This window comes from Streptomyces sp. NPDC049687, assembly GCF_044465285.1.
Classification (GTDB): domain Bacteria; phylum Actinomycetota; class Actinomycetes; order Streptomycetales; family Streptomycetaceae; genus Streptomyces.
In genome coordinates this window covers 1-17,602 of the sequence record NZ_JBITLN010000007.1, presented here as the reverse complement: position 1 = coordinate 17,602, position 17,602 = coordinate 1, and the positions used below count along the sequence as shown (strand labels likewise).

14 protein-coding genes are annotated in these 17,602 nt (G+C 71.9%); 12 read left to right on the top strand and 2 right to left on the bottom strand.

The genetic code is table 11. The features are described from left to right. Positions 1 to 212: 212 nt before the first annotated feature. From ACIBVL_RS21760 to ACIBVL_RS21750, 3 genes are all read left to right on the top strand, one after another. The gene (locus tag ACIBVL_RS21760; protein WP_030792866.1) at positions 213 to 476 is read left to right on the top strand and encodes a WhiB family transcriptional regulator; all 264 of its coding nucleotides are present in this window, start codon (positions 213 to 215) and stop codon (positions 474 to 476) included. A 179-nt stretch (positions 477 to 655) separates the two neighbouring features. Beyond that, positions 656 to 4,381 (top strand): glycosyltransferase, encoded by a 3,726-nt coding sequence (locus ACIBVL_RS21755; protein ID WP_399098899.1) that lies wholly within the window; start codon positions 656 to 658, stop codon positions 4,379 to 4,381. Continuing rightward, positions 4,378 to 5,874 (top strand): DUF5719 family protein, encoded by a 1,497-nt coding sequence (locus ACIBVL_RS21750; protein ID WP_399098898.1) that lies wholly within the window; start codon positions 4,378 to 4,380, stop codon positions 5,872 to 5,874. Before ACIBVL_RS21755 ends, ACIBVL_RS21750 begins: the two co-directional genes overlap by 4 nt. A 4-nt stretch (positions 5,875 to 5,878) precedes the next feature. Here the strand turns inward: ACIBVL_RS21750 and ACIBVL_RS21745 are convergent, their stop codons facing one another. Further along, positions 5,879 to 6,328 (bottom strand): metallopeptidase family protein, encoded by a 450-nt coding sequence (locus ACIBVL_RS21745; protein WP_399099473.1) that lies wholly within the window; start codon positions 6,326 to 6,328, stop codon positions 5,879 to 5,881. Positions 6,329 to 6,622: 294 nt separating this feature from the next. On the opposite strand from ACIBVL_RS21745, the gene ACIBVL_RS21740 reads away from it, so the two are divergent. From ACIBVL_RS21740 to ACIBVL_RS21705, 8 genes are all read left to right on the top strand, one after another. Next, positions 6,623 to 7,045, top strand: a complete 423-nt coding sequence (locus tag ACIBVL_RS21740; RefSeq protein ID WP_053760356.1) for a DUF3499 domain-containing protein — start codon at positions 6,623 to 6,625, stop codon at positions 7,043 to 7,045. A gap of 184 nt (positions 7,046 to 7,229) precedes the next feature. Then, positions 7,230 to 8,594 (top strand): phosphomannomutase/phosphoglucomutase, encoded by a 1,365-nt coding sequence (locus ACIBVL_RS21735; RefSeq protein WP_399098897.1) that lies wholly within the window; start codon positions 7,230 to 7,232, stop codon positions 8,592 to 8,594. A gap of 146 nt (positions 8,595 to 8,740) precedes the next feature. Then, a complete protein-coding gene (locus tag ACIBVL_RS21730) occupies positions 8,741 to 8,911 on the top strand; it encodes a Trm112 family protein (RefSeq protein ID WP_079054586.1) in 171 nt (56 codons plus the stop codon). Between the two features lie 265 nt (positions 8,912 to 9,176). Next, on the top strand, positions 9,177 to 10,310 hold the full coding sequence (locus tag ACIBVL_RS21725) for an SIS domain-containing protein (RefSeq protein WP_399098896.1): 1,134 nt from the start codon (positions 9,177 to 9,179) through the stop codon (positions 10,308 to 10,310). Between the two features lie 49 nt (positions 10,311 to 10,359). Beyond that, entirely contained in the window at positions 10,360 to 11,511 is a 1,152-nt protein-coding gene (gene manA, locus ACIBVL_RS21720; RefSeq protein WP_399098895.1) for a mannose-6-phosphate isomerase, class I, read from the top strand. 125 nt (positions 11,512 to 11,636) lie between these two features. Continuing rightward, the gene (locus ACIBVL_RS21715; RefSeq protein ID WP_399098894.1) at positions 11,637 to 12,617 is read left to right on the top strand and encodes a cation diffusion facilitator family transporter; all 981 of its coding nucleotides are present in this window, start codon (positions 11,637 to 11,639) and stop codon (positions 12,615 to 12,617) included. A gap of 325 nt (positions 12,618 to 12,942) precedes the next feature. Beyond that, positions 12,943 to 14,400 carry an adenosylhomocysteinase gene (ahcY, locus tag ACIBVL_RS21710; RefSeq protein WP_399098893.1) on the top strand — a complete coding sequence of 486 codons (1,458 nt, stop codon included), beginning with the start codon at positions 12,943 to 12,945 and terminating at the stop codon, positions 14,398 to 14,400. Between the two features lie 141 nt (positions 14,401 to 14,541). Further along, the gene (locus tag ACIBVL_RS21705; protein ID WP_399098892.1) at positions 14,542 to 15,156 is read left to right on the top strand and encodes a hypothetical protein; all 615 of its coding nucleotides are present in this window, start codon (positions 14,542 to 14,544) and stop codon (positions 15,154 to 15,156) included. Positions 15,157 to 15,173: 17 nt separating this feature from the next. Here ACIBVL_RS21705 and ACIBVL_RS21700 read toward each other — a convergent pair whose 3' ends face one another. Beyond that, positions 15,174 to 16,112: an RDD family protein gene (locus ACIBVL_RS21700; protein ID WP_399098891.1), complete on the bottom strand. Its 939-nt coding sequence runs from the start codon at positions 16,110 to 16,112 to the stop codon at positions 15,174 to 15,176. 129 nt (positions 16,113 to 16,241) lie between these two features. On the opposite strand from ACIBVL_RS21700, the gene ACIBVL_RS21695 reads away from it, so the two are divergent. Continuing rightward, complete coding sequence (locus tag ACIBVL_RS21695) at positions 16,242 to 17,249, top strand: stage II sporulation protein M (RefSeq protein WP_399098890.1); 1,008 nt, start codon at positions 16,242 to 16,244, stop codon at positions 17,247 to 17,249. The last annotated feature ends 353 nt before the right edge of the window (positions 17,250 to 17,602 follow it).

Genomic DNA, 17,602 nt, shown 5'->3' with positions numbered 1-17,602 from the left:
CAAGGTTTATGGCGATTTGAACACTTACCGCACGGCCTTGGTTCCGCAGAGTGAATAAGGGGCTCAATAGCAGATCTCGGCTTGACTCGCCCGGAGCAGCACACTTGTAATTTCACTCGTGTCGTTCAGCCGGCATCGGTAATGGGCCATGTCACCGACATCGGTAAACGGCCATGTACACGGGGACGCGAAAGACAGAGCGAGGGGCGCACATGACCGAGCTGGTGCAGCAACTGCTGGTCGACGACGCGGGCGAGGAACTCGGCTGGCAGGAGCGCGCCCTGTGCGCCCAGACCGATCCCGAGTCCTTCTTCCCCGAGAAGGGCGGCTCCACCCGCGAGGCCAAGAAGGTCTGTCTCGCCTGCGAGGTCCGCTCCGAGTGCCTCGAGTACGCCCTCGCCAACGACGAGCGCTTCGGCATCTGGGGCGGCCTGTCCGAGCGGGAGCGCCGCAGGCTGAAGAAGGCGGCCGTCTGAGAACCACCCCGCAGCACGGGCGGACGAGGCTCCGAACGGCCCGTCGCAAGTGGGTTGTCCACAGGCGGCGGGCCGCCGTCCTGCCCAGCCGATAGTGTGGTCGCTCGTCCGAGACACCCCGCCGCCCGCACGCGGCGCAGGCGTCCACCGCAGTCCATCGAACCGGGGCCCGTACCTCGATGTCCGTGCACAGCCACACGGCAGGCCACCAAGCCGGCACTGCCACCGCCGGGTATGGCCCGGCCGCGTTCGACCCGACCCGCCCGCCCGAGTTCCCGCGGCATGTCGTCACCGCGGTCCTCGTCTCCCACGACGGTGCCCGCTGGCTGCCCGACGCGCTCGCCGGGCTGCTCGGCCAGGAGCGCCCCGTCCAGTTCGTCATGGCCGCCGACACCGGCAGCTCGGACGACTCCGCGCGGCTGGTCACCGAAGCCCTCGGCGACGACCGCGTCCTGCACCTCGCCCGCCGTACCGGATTCGGCCAGGCCGTCGAGGAGGCCAACCGCACCGCCCCGGTCCTCACCCCCGAGGAACTGCCCTACCTGAAGCGGCCCAGCGGCTGGGACCCCGTCACGCGCACGTGGCGTGACGACACCTACGACATGCCGGAGCTCCCGCACGGAGAGCCCGTCCAGTGGCTCTGGTTCCTGCACGACGACTGCGCACCGGAACCCGGCGCGCTGGCCGAACTCCTGCGCGTCGTGGAGAACGAACTCGAACTGGGCCGCGACGACGTGGCCGTCGTGGGCCCCAAGCTGCGCGGCTGGTACGACCGCCGTCAGCTCCTCGAGGTCGGCGTCACCATCGCCTCCTCCGGCCGCCGCTGGACCGGCCTGGACCGCCGCGAGCAGGACCAGGGCCAGCACGACCACGTCCGGCCCGTGCTCTCGGTCTCCACCGCAGGCATGCTCATCCGCCGCGACGTCTTCGAGGAACTCGGCGGCTTCGACCGCCGCCTGCCCCTGATGCGCGACGACGTCGACCTGTGCTGGCGCGCCACCGCCGCCGGCCACCGCGTCCTCATCGCCCCCGAAGCCGTCGTACGGCACGCCGAGGCCGCCTCCCGCGAGCGCCGCACCGTCGACTGCGCCGGCCGCACCACGGCCTCCCCGCACAAGGTCGACAAGGCCGGCGCCGTCTACACCCTCCTCGTCAACAGCCGTACGGCCCTGCTGCCCTGGATCCTGCTGCGGGTGGTCCTCGGCACGCTGCTGCGCACGGTCGCCTACCTCGTCGGCAAGGTCCCCGGCCAGGCGGTCGACGAGATCCGCGGCCTGCTGGGCACCCTGCTGCGGCCCGAGCGGATCGTCGCCGGACGGCGCAGCCGCGGCACACCGCAGATCGACAAGGGCGAGCTGCGCCCCCTGTTCCCGCCGCCCGGCGCCACCGTGCGGGCCAGCGTCGAACAGGTCGCCGGCAACCTCTTCGGCGCCGACGACCCGGAGACCGCGAACGGCGCCGGACGGCACGGCGGCGGACTGGAGTCCGGGCCCGGCGGCGACGACGCCGACTTCCTGGACATCGAGCAGTTCGCCCGCCTCAAGCGCATCGCCCGCAAACCCGGCCCGGTCCTCTTCCTCGTCCTGCTGCTGGTCTCCCTCGTCGCCTGCCGCAACCTCCTGGGCGGCGGCGCCCTCGCCGGCGGCGCCCTGCTGCCCGCCCCGGCCGACGCCTCCGAACTGTGGTCGCGCTACATCGACGCCTGGCACCCGGTCGGCGCGGGCGGCACCCCGTCCGCCCCGCCCTACCTGGCGATCATCGCGGCCTTCGCCACCCTGCTGCTCGGCTCGACCGGCCTCGCCCTCACCGTGCTGCTCGTCTGCTCGGTGCCGCTGGCCGGGTTCACCGCCTACTTCGCCTCCCGTCCGATCGTCGGGTCCCGCCTCCTGCGCGCGTGGGCCGCCGTCGTCTACGCCTTCCTGCCCGCCGCCACCGGCGCCCTCGCCGGCGGCCGCGTCGGCACCGCCGTCCTGGCCGTCCTGCTGCCGCTCATGGCCCGCGCGGGAGCCGCCGCCGGCGGCCTGACCAGGACCTCGGGTGCCCGCGGCAGCTGGCGCGCGACCTGGGCGTACGCGCTGCTGCTGACGATCACCACCGCGTTCACGCCGATCGTCTGGCCCCTCGCGCTCGTCCTCGGCCTCGCCGTCCTGGCCGTGCGCCGCACCGACATCACCGCCTACGGCCTGCGCTTCCTGGCCCAGCTCGGCACCCCCCTGCTGATCCTCGCCCCCTGGTCGCTGTCCCTGCTCCCGTTCGGCTTCTTCACCCAGGCCGGCCTGGACTACGGCCCGTCCACCGCCTCCGCGCTCGACCTGCTCGCCGCCAGCCCCGGCGGACCCGGCACGGTCGACGGGCTGATGCTCATCGGCATCGTCCTGGCCGCCCTCGCCGCCCTGCTGCGCGGCGAGCGTCAGTTCGGCATCTGGACCGCCTGGGCGGTCGCCCTGGTGGCCCTCGTCTTCGCGGCCCTGTCCAACAGCTCCACCTGGGCCGGACCCGCCACCCTCGTCTACGGCATCGCCCTCCTGGCCGCCGCCGTCATCGGCGCCGACGGCGCACGCGCGCGTGTCGCCGAGCAGAGCTTCGGCTGGCGCCAGCCGGTCGCCGCCCTCATCGCCTTCGCCTCCGCCGCGGGCCCCCTCCTGCTCGCCGCCGGCTGGATGATCGGCGGCGCCGACGGCCCCCTGGAGCGCCGCGACCCCGTCCAGGTGCCCGCGTTCGTCGCCGAGGAGGCCGGCACCCGCGACCAGGCCCGCACCCTCGTCCTCGACAGCGACTCCGCCGCCCACGTCGACTACATGCTGGTCCGTGGCTCCGGCGCCCGCCTCGGCGACGCCGAACTCAGCGTCGCCGACGGGGAGAACGCCACGCTCGACAAGGTGGTCGCCAACCTCGTCGCGGGCTCCGGCGCCGACCAGAGCGACCAACTCGGCAAGTTCGCCGTGCGCTACGTCCTCGTCCACAAGGGCGCGCCCCGCGACGTCACCCGCATCCTGGACGCCACGCCCGGCCTGAGCCGGCTCAGCCAGCAGGACGGCAGCGCCCTGTGGCGCGTCGACCAGGAGGTCTCCCGCGCGGCGATCGTCGCCTCCTCCGGCAAGGGCACGGCGACTCCGGTCGCGGCGGGCCCGGTCGACATCCACACCACGATCCCGGCCGGCTCCGACGGCCGCGTCCTGCGCCTGGCCGACGCCGTCGCCGACGGCTGGACCGCCACGCTGGACGGCAAGCCCCTCACCCGCACCACCGTCGACGGCTGGGCCCAGGGCTTCGAACTCCCCGCCTCCGGCGGGACGCTGGACGTCACCTACGACGACCCCTTCACACACACCGCCTGGCTGTGGGCGCAGGGCTTCCTCGCCCTCGTCCTGATCGTCCTGGCCCTGCCCGGCCGCCGCCGCGACGTCGACGACGACCTCCCCGAGGAGCAGCCGATCCCCGCCCAGGCCGCCGAAGGCGAGGGCCGCCGCGCCCGCCGCCTGCGCGCCCAGGCCGAGGAGTCCGACGAACCCGCGGCCCAGCACGACGACTTCCCCTCCCCGCCGGCCCAGCAGGAGCCGGCGGAGGAGGTCCCGGCCGGGGTGCCGCAGCAGCAGTCCTACGACGACTGGAACCAGCCGACCTACGCGGACGCCGAGTACGGCGGCTACCAGGGCGAGCAGTACCAGGGCACCCAGCAGTACCCGGCCGGCACCTACGACCAGCAGTCCTACGATCCCTACCAGGCCGGCCAGTACGACCCCTACACCTACGACGGACAGGGCGGGCAGGCGCCGTACGAGCAGACGTACGGCTACGACCAGGGCTACGGCAACCAGGGCTACGACCCCGCCTACGACCCGACGCAGCAGCCCCCCCACGGCACCGGCACCGGCAGCGAGCGTCCCGACGGGAGCCAGCAGTGAACCGCACCACCCTGTCCCTGATCGCCGGCACGGCCGCGCTCGCCGCCGTCACCGGGTTCGCGACACTCAACGAGCCCGCCTCCGGCACGGGCGACACGGCCAAGGCGGCCGCCGTACTGCCCGTGGAGCGCACGAGTCTGCTCTGCCCGGCGCCCAGCACCTCCGACATCGCCGAGACCGCGTACACGTCCTTCACGCCCGTCACCAAGGGCACGGGCAGCGACGGCACGGCCGAACTCGTCGCCGCCACCGAGGATGCGACGGACGACAGCGCGGGCGGCAAGGGCAGGAAGAAGGCCGCGAAGCCCGTCGTGACCCCCAAGACGCCGGGCACCCCCGCCACCGGGGACACCTCCGGAGGAGAGGCGCCCGCGCTCCTGGGCACCGCCGAGGGCAAGCTCGCGCCCGGCTGGACGGTCCAGGAGACCACCGAGGTCGCCGCCGGCAGCGGCCGCGGCCTGCAGGGCGTCACCTGCACCCCGGCGGACACGGAGTTCTGGTTCCCGGGCGTCAGCACGGCCGCCGACCGCACCGACTACGTCCACCTCACCAACCCGGACGACTCCGCCGCCGTCGCCGACATCGAGATCTACGGCAAGGACGGCGCCGTGCAGACCACGGTGGGGGAGGGCATCACGGTCCCGCCGCACTCCAGCGAACCGGTCCTGCTGTCCACGCTCACCGACGAGAAGCAGGACGACCTCACCGTCCACGTCAACATCCGCAGCGGCCGCGTCGGCGCCTCGGTGCAGGCCCTGGACGACAAACTCGGCGGCGACTGGCTGGCCGCCACCACCGACCCGGCCCCCAGCCTGGTCGTCCCCGGCATCCCCGATGACGCCACGGCCGTCCGGCTCGTCGCCTACGCACCGGGTGACGCCGACGCCGACCTCAAGGTCCAGCTCGCCTCCCCGACCGGCCTGATCACCCCCGCCGGACACGAGACGCTGCACGTCAAGGCGGGCATGACCGCCGCCGTCGACCTGGGTGACGTCACCCGCGGCGAGGCGGGCTCACTGGTCCTGACGCCCACGGACCAGTCGGTGCCGGTCGTCGCGGCCGTACGGGTCCTGCGCGGCAAGGGGAACAAGCAGGAGTCGGCGTTCATCCCCGCGTCCGCGCCGGTCGGCACGCGCGCGTCCGCCGCCGACAACACCGCCAAGGGCACCACCCTCTCCCTGACCGCGCCGAAGGGCACCGCGAAGGTGAAGGTCACGGCGTCCGCGGGCAGCGAGGGCGGAACGGCCGCGTCGAAGACGTACACGATCAGGTCCGGTACGACCCAGGACGTCGAACTCCCCGTCCCGGCAGGCCTGAAGGGCACCTACGCCCTGACGGTGGAACCTCTCACGGACACGCCCGTCTACGCCGCCCGCACCCTCGCGGCGACCGAGGAGGGCGTCCCCGGCTTCACCATCCAGACCCTGCCGGACGACCGGGGCACGGTCGAGGTCCCCGAGGCGGACGAGGACGTGGCGGTCCTGCAGCAGTAGCCCGTCAGTCCTCGCCGTAGCGCGGATCCACCGTCTCCGGCGTCAGCCCCAGCAACTCCGCCACCTGCTCCACGACCACCTCGTGCACGAGCGCGGCCCGTTCGTCGCGCCCCTTGGTGCGGATCTCGACCGGCCGCCGGTAGACGACCACCCGCGCCCGCCGCCCCTCGCGCGCGGGAACCGTCCCGCCGAGCGGCACCGCCTCGTCGTTCCACGGCTCCCCGGCCGCGGCCGGCCGCGGCACCTCGAGCACCATGAAGTCGATCTCGGCGAGCTGCGGCCACCGCCGCTCCAGCCGCTCCACGGAGTCCTGCACCAGATCGGCGAACGCCTCGCCGCGGCTCGCGGCCAGCGGAACCTGAGGGGGCGCGATCGGTCCCCGCATGCCCCGGCCGTGACGATCGCGGCGACGGGGCCCGGGGCCTGCGGCACGGGGCGGTACGGGGTTGTCCATCACTACTGAAGCGTAGACCCCGCCGCGATCGGGCGTCCGGCCCCACGCGGCATCCCGGCCCCTCCCGTCCGCCCCGCACCCCCTGTCGCAGGATGACCATTCCAGCCAAGGTTGGGCTCGATTTCGTATCTCTCCGAGACCGGTGACCTCATGGCAATTGCTCCTGTTTGTACCGGCCGGTGACCGCGGACCTTCCTCTTCCATCCGCTGATGACTGGTGTTCGCGCAGGTCAGCGGGGTATGACTGGAGAGGCGCGTGGGGCGTTTCACAACACGACACGGTGGAGTGACCTGGTGGAGAGTCGTCGCGGCCCGCTCAAGAGTGCGGTACCGTCCAACGTCGTGAGCCCTGTACGTCGCTGTTCGCGAACCGCCTGCGGCCGACCCGCCGTCGCGACGCTGACGTACGTCTACGCCGACTCGACCGCGGTCCTCGGCCCGCTCGCCACCTACGCCGAGCCCCACTGCTACGACCTGTGCGCCGAGCACTCCGAGCGCCTCACCGCCCCGCGCGGCTGGGAGGTCGTCCGCCTCCTCGACGGTTCGGCTCCCGCGCGGCCCAGTGGGGACGACCTGGAAGCGCTTGCCAACGCCGTCCGCGAGGCGGCCCGTCCGCAGGAACGCGCGGCGCAGGCCGGTGGCGGCGGACGCGCCGCGGACCCGATGGAGGTCGCCCGCCGCGGCCACCTGCGAGTCCTGCGCTCCCCGGACAACTGAGCCCACTTCCTCCACGGTTCACCGCACACCCGTTGACGTGTGCCGCTGCCGTCCCCCGGCTCCCGCCCGGCTCCGGTTAGCGCGCAAGGCTGCTTCTGGGCGGCCACCGGGCGGACTCACAGCAGGGGGTGAACCGTTCCGGGTAGTTTGTGGCGACTGAACAGGACTTGAGGAAGGTTTGCCCGTGGCTGCTGATCTGTCGCTGATCGTGAAGGCGTACGACGTACGCGGGGTGGTCCCGGACCAGTGGGACGAGTCCCTCGCCGAGCTGTTCGGAGCGGCCTTCGCCCGGGTGACGGACGCCGAGGCGATCGTGGTCGGCCACGACATGCGCCCCTCCTCACCCGGCCTGAGCGGCGCCTTCGCGCGCGGCGCGGCGGCACTCGGTGTGCACGTCACCGAGATCGGCCTGTGCTCCACGGACCAGCTCTACTACGCCTCGGGCGCCCTGAACCTGCCCGGCGCCATGTTCACCGCCTCGCACAACCCGGCGCAGTACAACGGCATCAAGCTGTGCCGCGCCGGCGCGGCCCCCGTCGGCCAGGACACGGGCCTGGCGGAGATCCGCGAACTGGTGGAGCGCTGGACGGAGACGGGCGCCCCCGAAGCCGCCGCCGTACCGGGAACCCGCACCCGGACCGACACGTTGAAGGACTACGCGGCGCACCTGCGCTCACTCGTCGACCTGACCGCCATCCGCCCCCTGAAAGTCGTGGTCGACGCGGGCAACGGCATGGGCGGCCACACCGTGCCCACGGTGTTCGAGGGCCTGCCCCTGACCGTCGTCCCGATGTACTTCGAACTGGACGGCACCTTCCCCCACCACGAGGCCAACCCCCTCGACCCGGCGAACATCGTGGACCTGCAGAAACGCGTCCGCGAGGAGTCCGCCGACCTCGGCCTCGCCTTCGACGGCGACGCCGACCGCTGCTTCGTCGTCGACGAACAGGGCGACCCGGTCTCCCCCTCCGCGATCACCGCCCTGGTCGCCGCCCGCGAACTGGCCCGCCACGGCGGCAAGGGCACGATCATCCACAACCTGATCACCTCCTGGACCGTCCCCGAAGTGGTCGAGGAGCACGGCGGCACCCCGGTCCGCACCCGGGTCGGCCACTCCTTCATCAAGGCGGAGATGGCCCGCTCCGGCGCGATCTTCGGCGGCGAACACTCCGCCCACTACTACTTCAAGGACTTCTGGAACGCCGACACCGGCATGCTGGCCGCCCTCCACGTCCTCGCGGCGCTGGGCGGCCAGGAATCGCCCCTGTCGTCCCTGGTGGCCGCATACGAGCGCTACACCGGCTCCGGCGAGATCAACTCCACGGTCACCGACCAGGCGGACCGCATCGCGGCGATCCGCGCGGCCTACGCCGACCGCCCCGACATCACCCTGGACGAACTCGACGGCCTCACCGTCTCCGCCCCCGACTGGTGGTTCAACGTCCGTCCCTCCAACACCGAACCCCTGCTCCGGCTGAACGCCGAAGCCCGGGACGAACCCACCATGACCAAGATCAGAGACGAGGCCCTGGCGATCATCCGGGGGTGAGATCCGCGCGCAGGCCCAAGGGGTGTGCCCCGCCCGGGGCCGCCCCTGCCGCACCCCCCACCACCCCCACCCCACCAGCGGTACGCTGACCAGGCACATCCGCACACCCCCCAGCCACGACCGCCGACCCTGAAGGGACACACCCCATGCCGCTCGAAGCCGGCCTCCTGGAGATCCTCGCCTGCCCGGCCTGCCACGCTCCCCTCAAGGAGCAGGAATCCGAGCTGATCTGCACGGGCCAGGACTGCGGTCTGGCGTACCCCGTCCGCGACGGCATCCCCGTCCTCCTCGTCGACGAGGCCCGCCGCCCCGCGTAACCACGACCCAGGCCGCCACGACAGCCGGGCCCGCCCCACCACCCCCGGGCGACCACCTGCCGCGGGGCACGGGAAGGGGAGTCGCAGGACCGGAAGGCCACCGACCGGGCCCGTTGCGCCGGACGTCAGTCGCCACGCACCAGCCCGCCGGAACGGGTTCAGGCCCCAAGCCCTCGGGCAGACGGGCCTCGGGTCCCGCCCCACGACGCCACCCACCCAGGCACCACAAGCCCGACGACCCCCTCGGCGATCGGAGACTCCCGCCATGCTCGACGACTCGCTGCTCGACACGCCGGAGGCCCTCGCCGAGGCCGACCGCCGAGCTCTCCTGCGCGGCGCGGCCGAGGCGGGCGCCCGCGTCCGCACCGCCGCCCGGCACGCCGCCGAAGCCGGCGTCCACGACCTCAAACCGGACGGCCGTCCGCGCGCGATCCTCATCGCGGGCCCCGGCGCCGCCGCCACCTGCGTCGCCGACCTCCTCGGCACCCTCGCCGGCGCCGCCTGCCCGGTCATCCGCCTCGCCCCCACCGGCGTCGCCCCCGCCGCGGGCGCCCTGCGCTGGGAACTCCCCGGCTGGACCGGCTCCGTGGACCTCCTCCTCATCGCCACCCCCGACGGCACCGAACCCGGCCTCTCCCTCCTCGCCGAGCAGGCCTACCGCCGAGGCTGCACCGTCGTCGCCGTAGCCCCCGCCCGCACCCCCCTCACCGAGGCCACCAGCGGCGCGCACGGCCTCTTCGTACCGCTCGCGACCGCCCCTTACGAACAGGACGAGCAACCCCCCGTCGCCGCGTCCGCCCCCGGCGTCCTGTGGGCCCTCTTCACGCCCCTCCTCGCCGTCCTCGACCGCATCGCCCTCCTCTCCGCCCCGGCCGACGCGCTCGAAAAGGTCGCCGACCGCCTCGACCAGGTCGCCGAACGCTGCGGCCCCGCCATCGCCACCTACAGCAACCCGGCGAAGACCCTGGCCGCCGAACTCGCCGACTCCCTCCCCGTGATCTGGACCGAGGGCACCTCCGCCGGCCCCGCGGGCCGCCGCTTCGCCGCCGCCCTCGCCGAACTCGCAGGCCGCCCCGCCCTCGTCGCCGAACTCCCCGAAGCCCTCGCCGAACACAGCGCCCTCCTCGCCGGCCCCCTCGCCGCCAGCGCCGACCCGGACGACTTCTTCCGCGACCGCGTCGAGGAACCCCCCGCCCTGCACGCGCGCGTGGTCCTGCTGCGCGACCGCCCCATCGGCGGCCTCACCGCCGCCCCCGCCGCCCGCGACCTGGTCCTCAGCCACGACACACCGATCAGCGAACTCGAACCGGACGACGGCGACGAACTCGTCACCCTCGCCGAACTGATCGCCACCACGGATTTCGCCGCCGTTTACCTGGCGCTCGCCTCACAGGCTTGATCTATACCGACAACTCAGTCAGCCGGCCGGAAAGACAGGCAGAGACCCGATGGACCGCCTCGACAACACCATCCGCCCCTACGCCTGGGGTTCCCCCACCGCCATCCCACACCTGCTCGGCACCGAGCCCACCGGCGAACCGCAGGCGGAGATGTGGATGGGCGCCCACCCGGGCGCACCCTCGCGCACCGAACGGGGCACCCTCGTCGAGGTGATCGACACCGACCCGCGGCGCGAACTGGGCGAGCGCACCGTGGCCAAGTTCGGCCCCCGCCTCCCCTTCCTCCTCAAACTCCTCGCCGCCGGCGCCCCCCTCTCCCTCCAGGTCCACCCCGACCTGGCCCAGGCCAAGGAGGGCTACGAGGACGAAGAGCGCCGCCGCATCCCCGTCGACGCCCCCCACCGCAACTACAAGGACGCCAACCACAAGCCCGAACTCATCTGCGCCCTCACCGAGTTCGACGGCCTGTGCGGCTTCCGGCACCCGCTCCAGGCCGCCGCCCTCCTCGACGGCCTCGGGGTCGACTCCCTCAAGCCCTACGTCGACCTCCTGCACGCCCACCCCGAGGAAGCGGCCCTGCGCGAGGTCCTCACCGCGATCCTCACCGCCGACCCCGAGGACATGACCCACACGGTCACCGCCGCGGCAGCCGCCTGCGACCGCCTCGGCGGCGACCACGCCCCCTACGCCGGCATCGCCCGCCACTACCCCGGCGACCCCGGCGTCATCGCCGCCATGCTCCTCAACCACGTCCGGCTCCAGCCCGGCGAGGCCCTCTTCCTCGGCGCCGGTATCCCGCACGCCTACCTCAGCGGCCTCGGCGTCGAGATCATGGCCAACTCCGACAACGTCCTGCGCTGCGGCCTGACCCCCAAGCACGTCGACGTCCCCGAACTCCTGCGCATCGTCCGCTTCGAACCCGGCGACCCAGGAGTGCTGCGCCCGGAGGCGTCACCCGACGGCGAAGAGGTCTACGAGACCCCCATCGACGAATTCCGCCTGTCCCGGTACGTCCTCCCGGAGGGCGGCACCGCCCACGACCTCACCAGCGCGACCCCGCAGATCCTGCTCTGCACGGCGGGGACGGTCCAGGCGGGGGAGCACGAACTGGCACCCGGCCAGTCGGTCTTCGTCCCGGCCGGCGACAAGGCCGAAGTGTCCGGCACGGGCACCCTCTTCCGCGCCACTGTGATTGTCTGACCGGGCTTGTGGATACCTGACGCGTCGTCGCCGCGACGGGCTGCAAGAATGACCCACCGGCAAAGGACAGGCAAAGGCCTGGACGGCGAACCGCACATACGAAGGCGAAGGGACAACGCGAACACATGAGCGCGTCAGGCGGCACCAGGGCGATCGTGGCAGCACTCGGCGCCAACCTCGCGATCGCGGCATCGAAGTTCGTGGCGTTCGCGTTCAGCGGCTCGTCGTCGATGCTCGCCGAAGGCGTGCACTCGCTCGCCGACTCCGGCAACCAGGCCCTCCTCCTCGTCGGCGGCAAGAAGGCCCAGCGCGACGCCACCCCCCAGCACCCCTTCGGCTACGGCCGCGAGCGCTACATCTACGCCTTCCTCGTCTCCATCGTCCTCTTCTCGGTCGGCGGCATGTTCGCCATCTACGAGGGCTACGAGAAGATCAAGCACCCGCACGAACTGGAACACTGGTACTGGCCGGTCGGCGTCCTCGTCTTCGCGATCATCGCCGAGGGCTTCTCCTTCCGCACCGCCATCAAGGAGTCCAACGACCTGCGCGGCACCCTGTCCTGGTCCCAGTTCATCCGCCGCGCCAAGGCACCCGAACTGCCCGTCGTCCTCCTCGAGGACTTCGGCGCCCTCATCGGCCTGATCCTCGCCCTCGGCGGCGTCGGCCTCGCCCTCCTCACCGGCGACGGCATCTGGGACGGCATCGGCACCGTCTGCATCGGCATCCTCCTCGTCCTGATCGCCCTCGTCCTCGCCGCCGAGACCAAGTCCCTCCTCCTCGGCGAGGCCGCCGGCATCGAAGAAGTCCAGAAGATCGAGGCCGCCATCGTCGACGGCGACACCGTCACCGGCATCATCCACATGCGCACCCTGCACCTCGGCCCCGAGGAACTCCTCGTCGCAGCCAAGATCGCCGTCCAGCACGACGACACCGCCACCGAGGTCGCCACCGCCATCAACGCCGCCGAGGCCCGCATCCGCCAGGCCGTCCCCATCGCCCGCGTCATCTACCTCGAACCCGACATCTACAGCGAGGCAGAGGCCGCCAAGGGCCCCGACCCCGAGGCCACCCCGGGCGGCCCCGCCCAACACCCGGCGGAGCACTGACCCTTTCCCACCTCCCGACAGGGCCCGCCCCCACCACGGCGGGCCCTGTTCGCTTCCCGCCCTCACGATCCGTGATCGGCGTGATCTGTTCGCAGGCGGACTGGGGCTGCCCGCCGCCTCCGGTGTAGCTTGGAACGGAGCCAGACGTCGCTGCTGATGGCGGTCGGGCGGTCCCCCTGCGGACCGACCGAGGGAGAGAGGGCCTCCGACGGACTGCGCTGCGCGCACGCGGGCATGCCTGTGTCCTCTTCGGGCACCCCTGTGTCCGCCGCCGCGCAGACCAGCCGTACCCACACCTCGACCCAACCCCGAGGAGCAGCTCACCATGACGACTGTCGACAACCGACAGGACTTCAAGGTCGCCGACCTCTCCCTGGCCGCGTTCGGCCGCAAGGAGATCACCCTCGCCGAGCACGAGATGCCCGGTCTCATGGCGATCCGCAAGGAATACGCCGAGGCCCAGCCTCTCGCCGGCGCCCGCGTCACCGGCTCCCTGCACATGACTGTGCAGACCGCCGTCCTCATCGAGACCCTGGTCGCTCTCGGCGCCCAGGTCCGCTGGGCCTCCTGCAACATCTTCTCCACCCAGGACCACGCGGCCGCCGCCATCGCCGTCGGTCCGAACGGCACGGTGGACGACCCCCAGGGCGTCCCGGTCTTCGCCTGGAAGGGCGAGACCCTGGAGGAGTACTGGTGGTGCACCGAGCAGGCCCTGACCTGGCCGGACAGCCCCACCGGCGGCCCGAACATGATCCTCGACGACGGCGGTGACGCCACCCTCCTCGTCCACAAGGGCGTCGAGTACGAGAAGGCCGGCGAGGTCCCCTCCGTCGACACCGCCGAGAACGAGGAACACCGCGTCATCCTCGAGCTCCTCAACCGCACCATCACCGAGGGCTCCCAGAAGTGGACCCAGCTCGCCTCGGAGATCCGCGGCGTCACCGAGGAGACCACCACCGGCGTCCACCGCCTCTACGAGATGCAGCGCGACGGCGCCCTCCTCTTCCCGGCGATCAACGTCAACGACGCCGTCACCAAGTCGAAGTTCGACAACAAGTACGGCTGCCGCCACTCCCTCATCGACGGCATCAACCGCGCCACCGACGTCCTCATCGGCGGCAAGACCGCCGTCGTCTGCGGCTACGGCGACGTCGGCAAGGGCTGCGCCGAATCCCTGCGCGGCCAGGGCGCCCGCGTCATCGTCACCGAGATCGACCCCATCTGCGCCCTCCAGGCCGCGATGGACGGCTACCAGGTCACGACCCTCGACGAGGTCGTCGACAAGGCCGACATCTTCATCACCACGACCGGCAACAAGGACATCATCATGGCCTCCGACATGGCCAAGATGAAGCACCAGGCCATCGTCGGCAACATCGGCCACTTCGACAACGAGATCGACATGGCCGGCCTCGCGAAGATCCCCGGCATCGTCAAGGACGAGGTCAAGCCGCAGGTCCACACCTGGACCTTCCCCGACGGCAAGGTGATCATCGTCCTCTCCGAGGGCCGCCTGCTGAACCTCGGCAACGCCACCGGCCACCCGTCGTTCGTGATGTCCAACTCCTTCGCGGACCAGACGCTGGCCCAGATCGAGCTGTTCACCAAGCCCGACGAGTACCCGGTGGGCGTGTACACGCTGCCCAAGCACCTGGACGAGAAGGTCGCCCGCCTCCACCTGGACTCGCTCGGCGTCAAGCTGACGACCCTCCGCCCGGAGCAGGCCGCCTACATCGGCGTCGAGGTCGAGGGCCCCTACAAGCCGGACCACTACCGCTACTGACCCGGCCGCGAGCTCCTGAGCCCGCAGCCGCAGCAGCACCTCAGAGCAGGCCCCCGCACCCCCGTGTCGGGGGCCTGCCCCTTCGGCCCCTCGGCCGGACCGCCGCGGCGCCCGACCAGCCCGTCACACCCCAGGACCCCCATGCCCCGCGGCCGATATTCGCTCCACGATCCGCACGATCACACCCCCCTCGCTCACGAGCACTTCCACTGCGCCCCCGGCCCCTCCGGCTGGCGCTACGTCTCCCAGCTGACCACCCCCACCGGCGATCACACCGGCTCCGTCGACCTCACCCTCGACGACCTCGGCCGCCCCCTCCGCCTCGAACTCCACGCGAGCAGCTGGCAGGTCCGCGGCGCCGCCCTGGACGGCGTCACCTGGGTCCGCACCGACCCCACCGGCACCCACGCCACCGAAGGCAACGTCCGTGCACACGCCTTCACCGGAAGCTCCCCCGCCTTCCTCGTCGCCACCACCCGCCTCCTGCGCCTCACCCCCTCCTCCGCGGCCACCCGCGTACGCCTTGTCGCCTTCACCGACCCGGTCCTCGCCCCACGCACCGTCGACCAGTCCTGGGCCCTGGTGAAGAGAGAAACACACGCCACTGACAACGCCCCCCTGACCGTGGACGAATACCAGGTCACAGCCCTGGACACCGGCGAGCAGCACGCCGTGCACATCGCCGGCGACGTGGTCCTCTCAGCCCCCGGCATCGAACTCGAGGACCTCGAATCACCCCCGTCCACGTTCACCTGAAGGCGCCCCGCCCAGCCCTACACAGGCGGCACGAAACCAGTGCTCCGACCCTCGCCCCCCACACCCTCCGACCCCTCCGCGGCCACCGGCGACTCAGACGGCGCCGAGGAACCGAGCGGCGACTGCGGCCCGTACGAAGACGGCGAGCCGAAGGCACCCACCACACCGACCACCGCCCCACCAGCCGTCGGACCACCCGCAGTCGGACTGTCCCCGAAGGCCCGCCGAGCCTCCCGGACCTGCCGCTCCTGCACCACCGCGGCCAGATACGCGGCAGACGGCACCCCCGGCGGCACCGGAGCTCCCGTCCGCTCCGCGAGATCACCAGCCAGCCGCCCCGCCATGGCCCAGCCCACCTGCGGATCCAGCTGGTTCATCCGCCCCAGGTACTGGCGGATCGCCAACCACAGCCCGTCCGGCACCGCGGACAGATCAAGCTCCTGGAACCGCCCCGCCAGCGAGGGCGGAGGAGGCGGCACGAAAGCGCTCCGCGCCACCGGCACCCGTTCCCGCACGACCAGGGTTCCGGCGAAGACATCCCCGAGCCGACGTCCCCGCGCCGACACGAGCGAGGCGACACAGGCCACCACCCCGAACGTCAGCACGATCTCCACCACCCCGAGCGCGCCCCGCACCAGCGCATGCCGGAACCGGATCGGCCCGCCGTCGTCCCGCACCACCCGCAACCCGCACGCCATCTTCCCCAGCGACCGCCCATGACTGAGGGTCTCCACGGCGATCGGCCCACCCACCAGAACCAAGAGGAACGTGGCGATCGAGACAGCAGTCTGCGCCGCCTCGTCCAGGGAAGCCGTCGCCAACAGCAGAGCGACACTCACGACCACATAGGCGACCAAGACCACCACCAGGTCCAGCAACGTGGCCAGCGCCCTGCTGGGCAGCCTGGCGGGCTGCAGCTCCAGCGCCACCGCCTCACCCGTCACCAGCTCACTCACGCCCGTCACCCCTTCCCCGACCTGCCCCTAAAACAGCCAGTCTGCCAAGCTGAGGGCACATCGCGCCGCAGTACGACAAGCTGATCCACGCCACCGGCAGCCGACGAAAGCCGAGGAGCAGGCACACCGATGGACCTCGACGTCTTCGTCTCCGCCCACCGAGCCGAATGGGACCGCCTCGACGCCCTCCTGCGCCGCCGACGCAGCCTCACCGGCGCCGAGACCGACGAACTCGTCACCCTCTACCAGCGCACCGCCACCCATCTCTCACTGATCCAGTCCAGCGCCCCCGAGCCCCAGCTCATCGGCCGGCTCAGCCGGCTCGTGGCACGCGCGCGCAGCGCCGTCACCGGAACCCGCCACGCATCCTGGCGCGATGTCACCCGCTTCCTCACCGAGGACTTCCCCGCCGCGGTCCACCGCTCGCGCCGCTGGTGGATCCCCACCGCACTCCTCTCCACCGCCGTCGCCGCCCTCCTGGGCTGGTGGATCGGCACCCATCCGGAAGTACAGTCCTCCATAGCGGCCCCCGACGAGCTGCGGGAACTCACCCGCCCAGGCGGTCAGTACGAGACGTACTACTCGAGCCACCCGGCCGCCTCTTTCGCCGCCCAGGTGTGGACGAACAACGCCCAGGCCGCCGCGATGTGCCTGGTCCTGGGAGTCTTCCTGGGCCTCCCGGTGCTCTGGATCCTCTTCCAGAACATGCTCAACCTCGGCATCGGCGCCGGCCTCATGTCCTCGGTGGGCCGGCTCGACACCTTCCTCGGCCTGGTCCTCCCGCACGGGCTGCTCGAACTGACCGCGGTCTTCGTCGCCGCCGGCACCGGACTCCGCCTCGGCTGGACCGTCATCGACCCGGGCCCCCGCTCCCGCCGCACCGCCCTCGCCGAAGAGGGCCGAGCCGCGGTCGGCATGGCCATCGGCTTGGCCCTTGTCCTCTTCGTCTCCGGCGCGATCGAAGGCTTCGTCACCCCTTCGGACCTGCCCACCTGGGCCCGCATCACCATCGGCATCGCCGCCGAACTGGCCTTCATCGCGTACGTCCATGTCCTCGGCGGCAGGGCTGTCCGCGCCGGAGCCACAGGGGACGTCGAGGCAACCGAGCGCAGCGCCACGGTGCCCACGGCCGCCTGATGTGCGAAGCGGCTTGCAGAGCTGCTAGTCTCCTCTTCGCCCCGCAAGAGCCGTTGACACGGAGTGCGCGAGGAGGTAGATTCGAACAGTTGCCTGGAACTGGATGTGGTCCGGTCGGCAGCAGTGAGAATCTATGCGGCAGCTCGGAACTCTGATTCCGCAGAAGCCCCCCGACGAATCGGAAAACTACTGGCCGGTCAGACCGGTCCAGAACCTCTGATAAAGTCGGACCCGCCGGAAAGGAAACCGCGAGACAAAAGCGGGAACCTGGAAAGCACCGAGGAAATCGGATCGAGAAAAGATCTGATAGAGTCGGAAACGCAAGACCGAAGGGAAGCCCGGAGGAAAGCCTG

Coding starts and splice junctions, on each gene's coding strand:
- ACIBVL_RS21705 (WP_399098892.1), top strand. CDS start 14,542: ATGCCCCGCGGCCGATATTCGCTCCACGATCCGCACGATCACACCCCC.
- ACIBVL_RS21745 (WP_399099473.1), bottom strand. CDS start 6,328: ATGGACAACCCCGTACCGCCCCGTGCCGCAGGCCCCGGGCCCCGTCGC.
- ACIBVL_RS21760 (WP_030792866.1), top strand. CDS start 213: ATGACCGAGCTGGTGCAGCAACTGCTGGTCGACGACGCGGGCGAGGAA.
- ACIBVL_RS21755 (WP_399098899.1), top strand. CDS start 656: ATGTCCGTGCACAGCCACACGGCAGGCCACCAAGCCGGCACTGCCACC.
- ACIBVL_RS21725 (WP_399098896.1), top strand. CDS start 9,177: ATGCTCGACGACTCGCTGCTCGACACGCCGGAGGCCCTCGCCGAGGCC.
- ACIBVL_RS21715 (WP_399098894.1), top strand. CDS start 11,637: ATGAGCGCGTCAGGCGGCACCAGGGCGATCGTGGCAGCACTCGGCGCC.
- ACIBVL_RS21695 (WP_399098890.1), top strand. CDS start 16,242: ATGGACCTCGACGTCTTCGTCTCCGCCCACCGAGCCGAATGGGACCGC.
- ahcY (WP_399098893.1), top strand. CDS start 12,943: ATGACGACTGTCGACAACCGACAGGACTTCAAGGTCGCCGACCTCTCC.
- ACIBVL_RS21730 (WP_079054586.1), top strand. CDS start 8,741: ATGCCGCTCGAAGCCGGCCTCCTGGAGATCCTCGCCTGCCCGGCCTGC.
- manA (WP_399098895.1), top strand. CDS start 10,360: ATGGACCGCCTCGACAACACCATCCGCCCCTACGCCTGGGGTTCCCCC.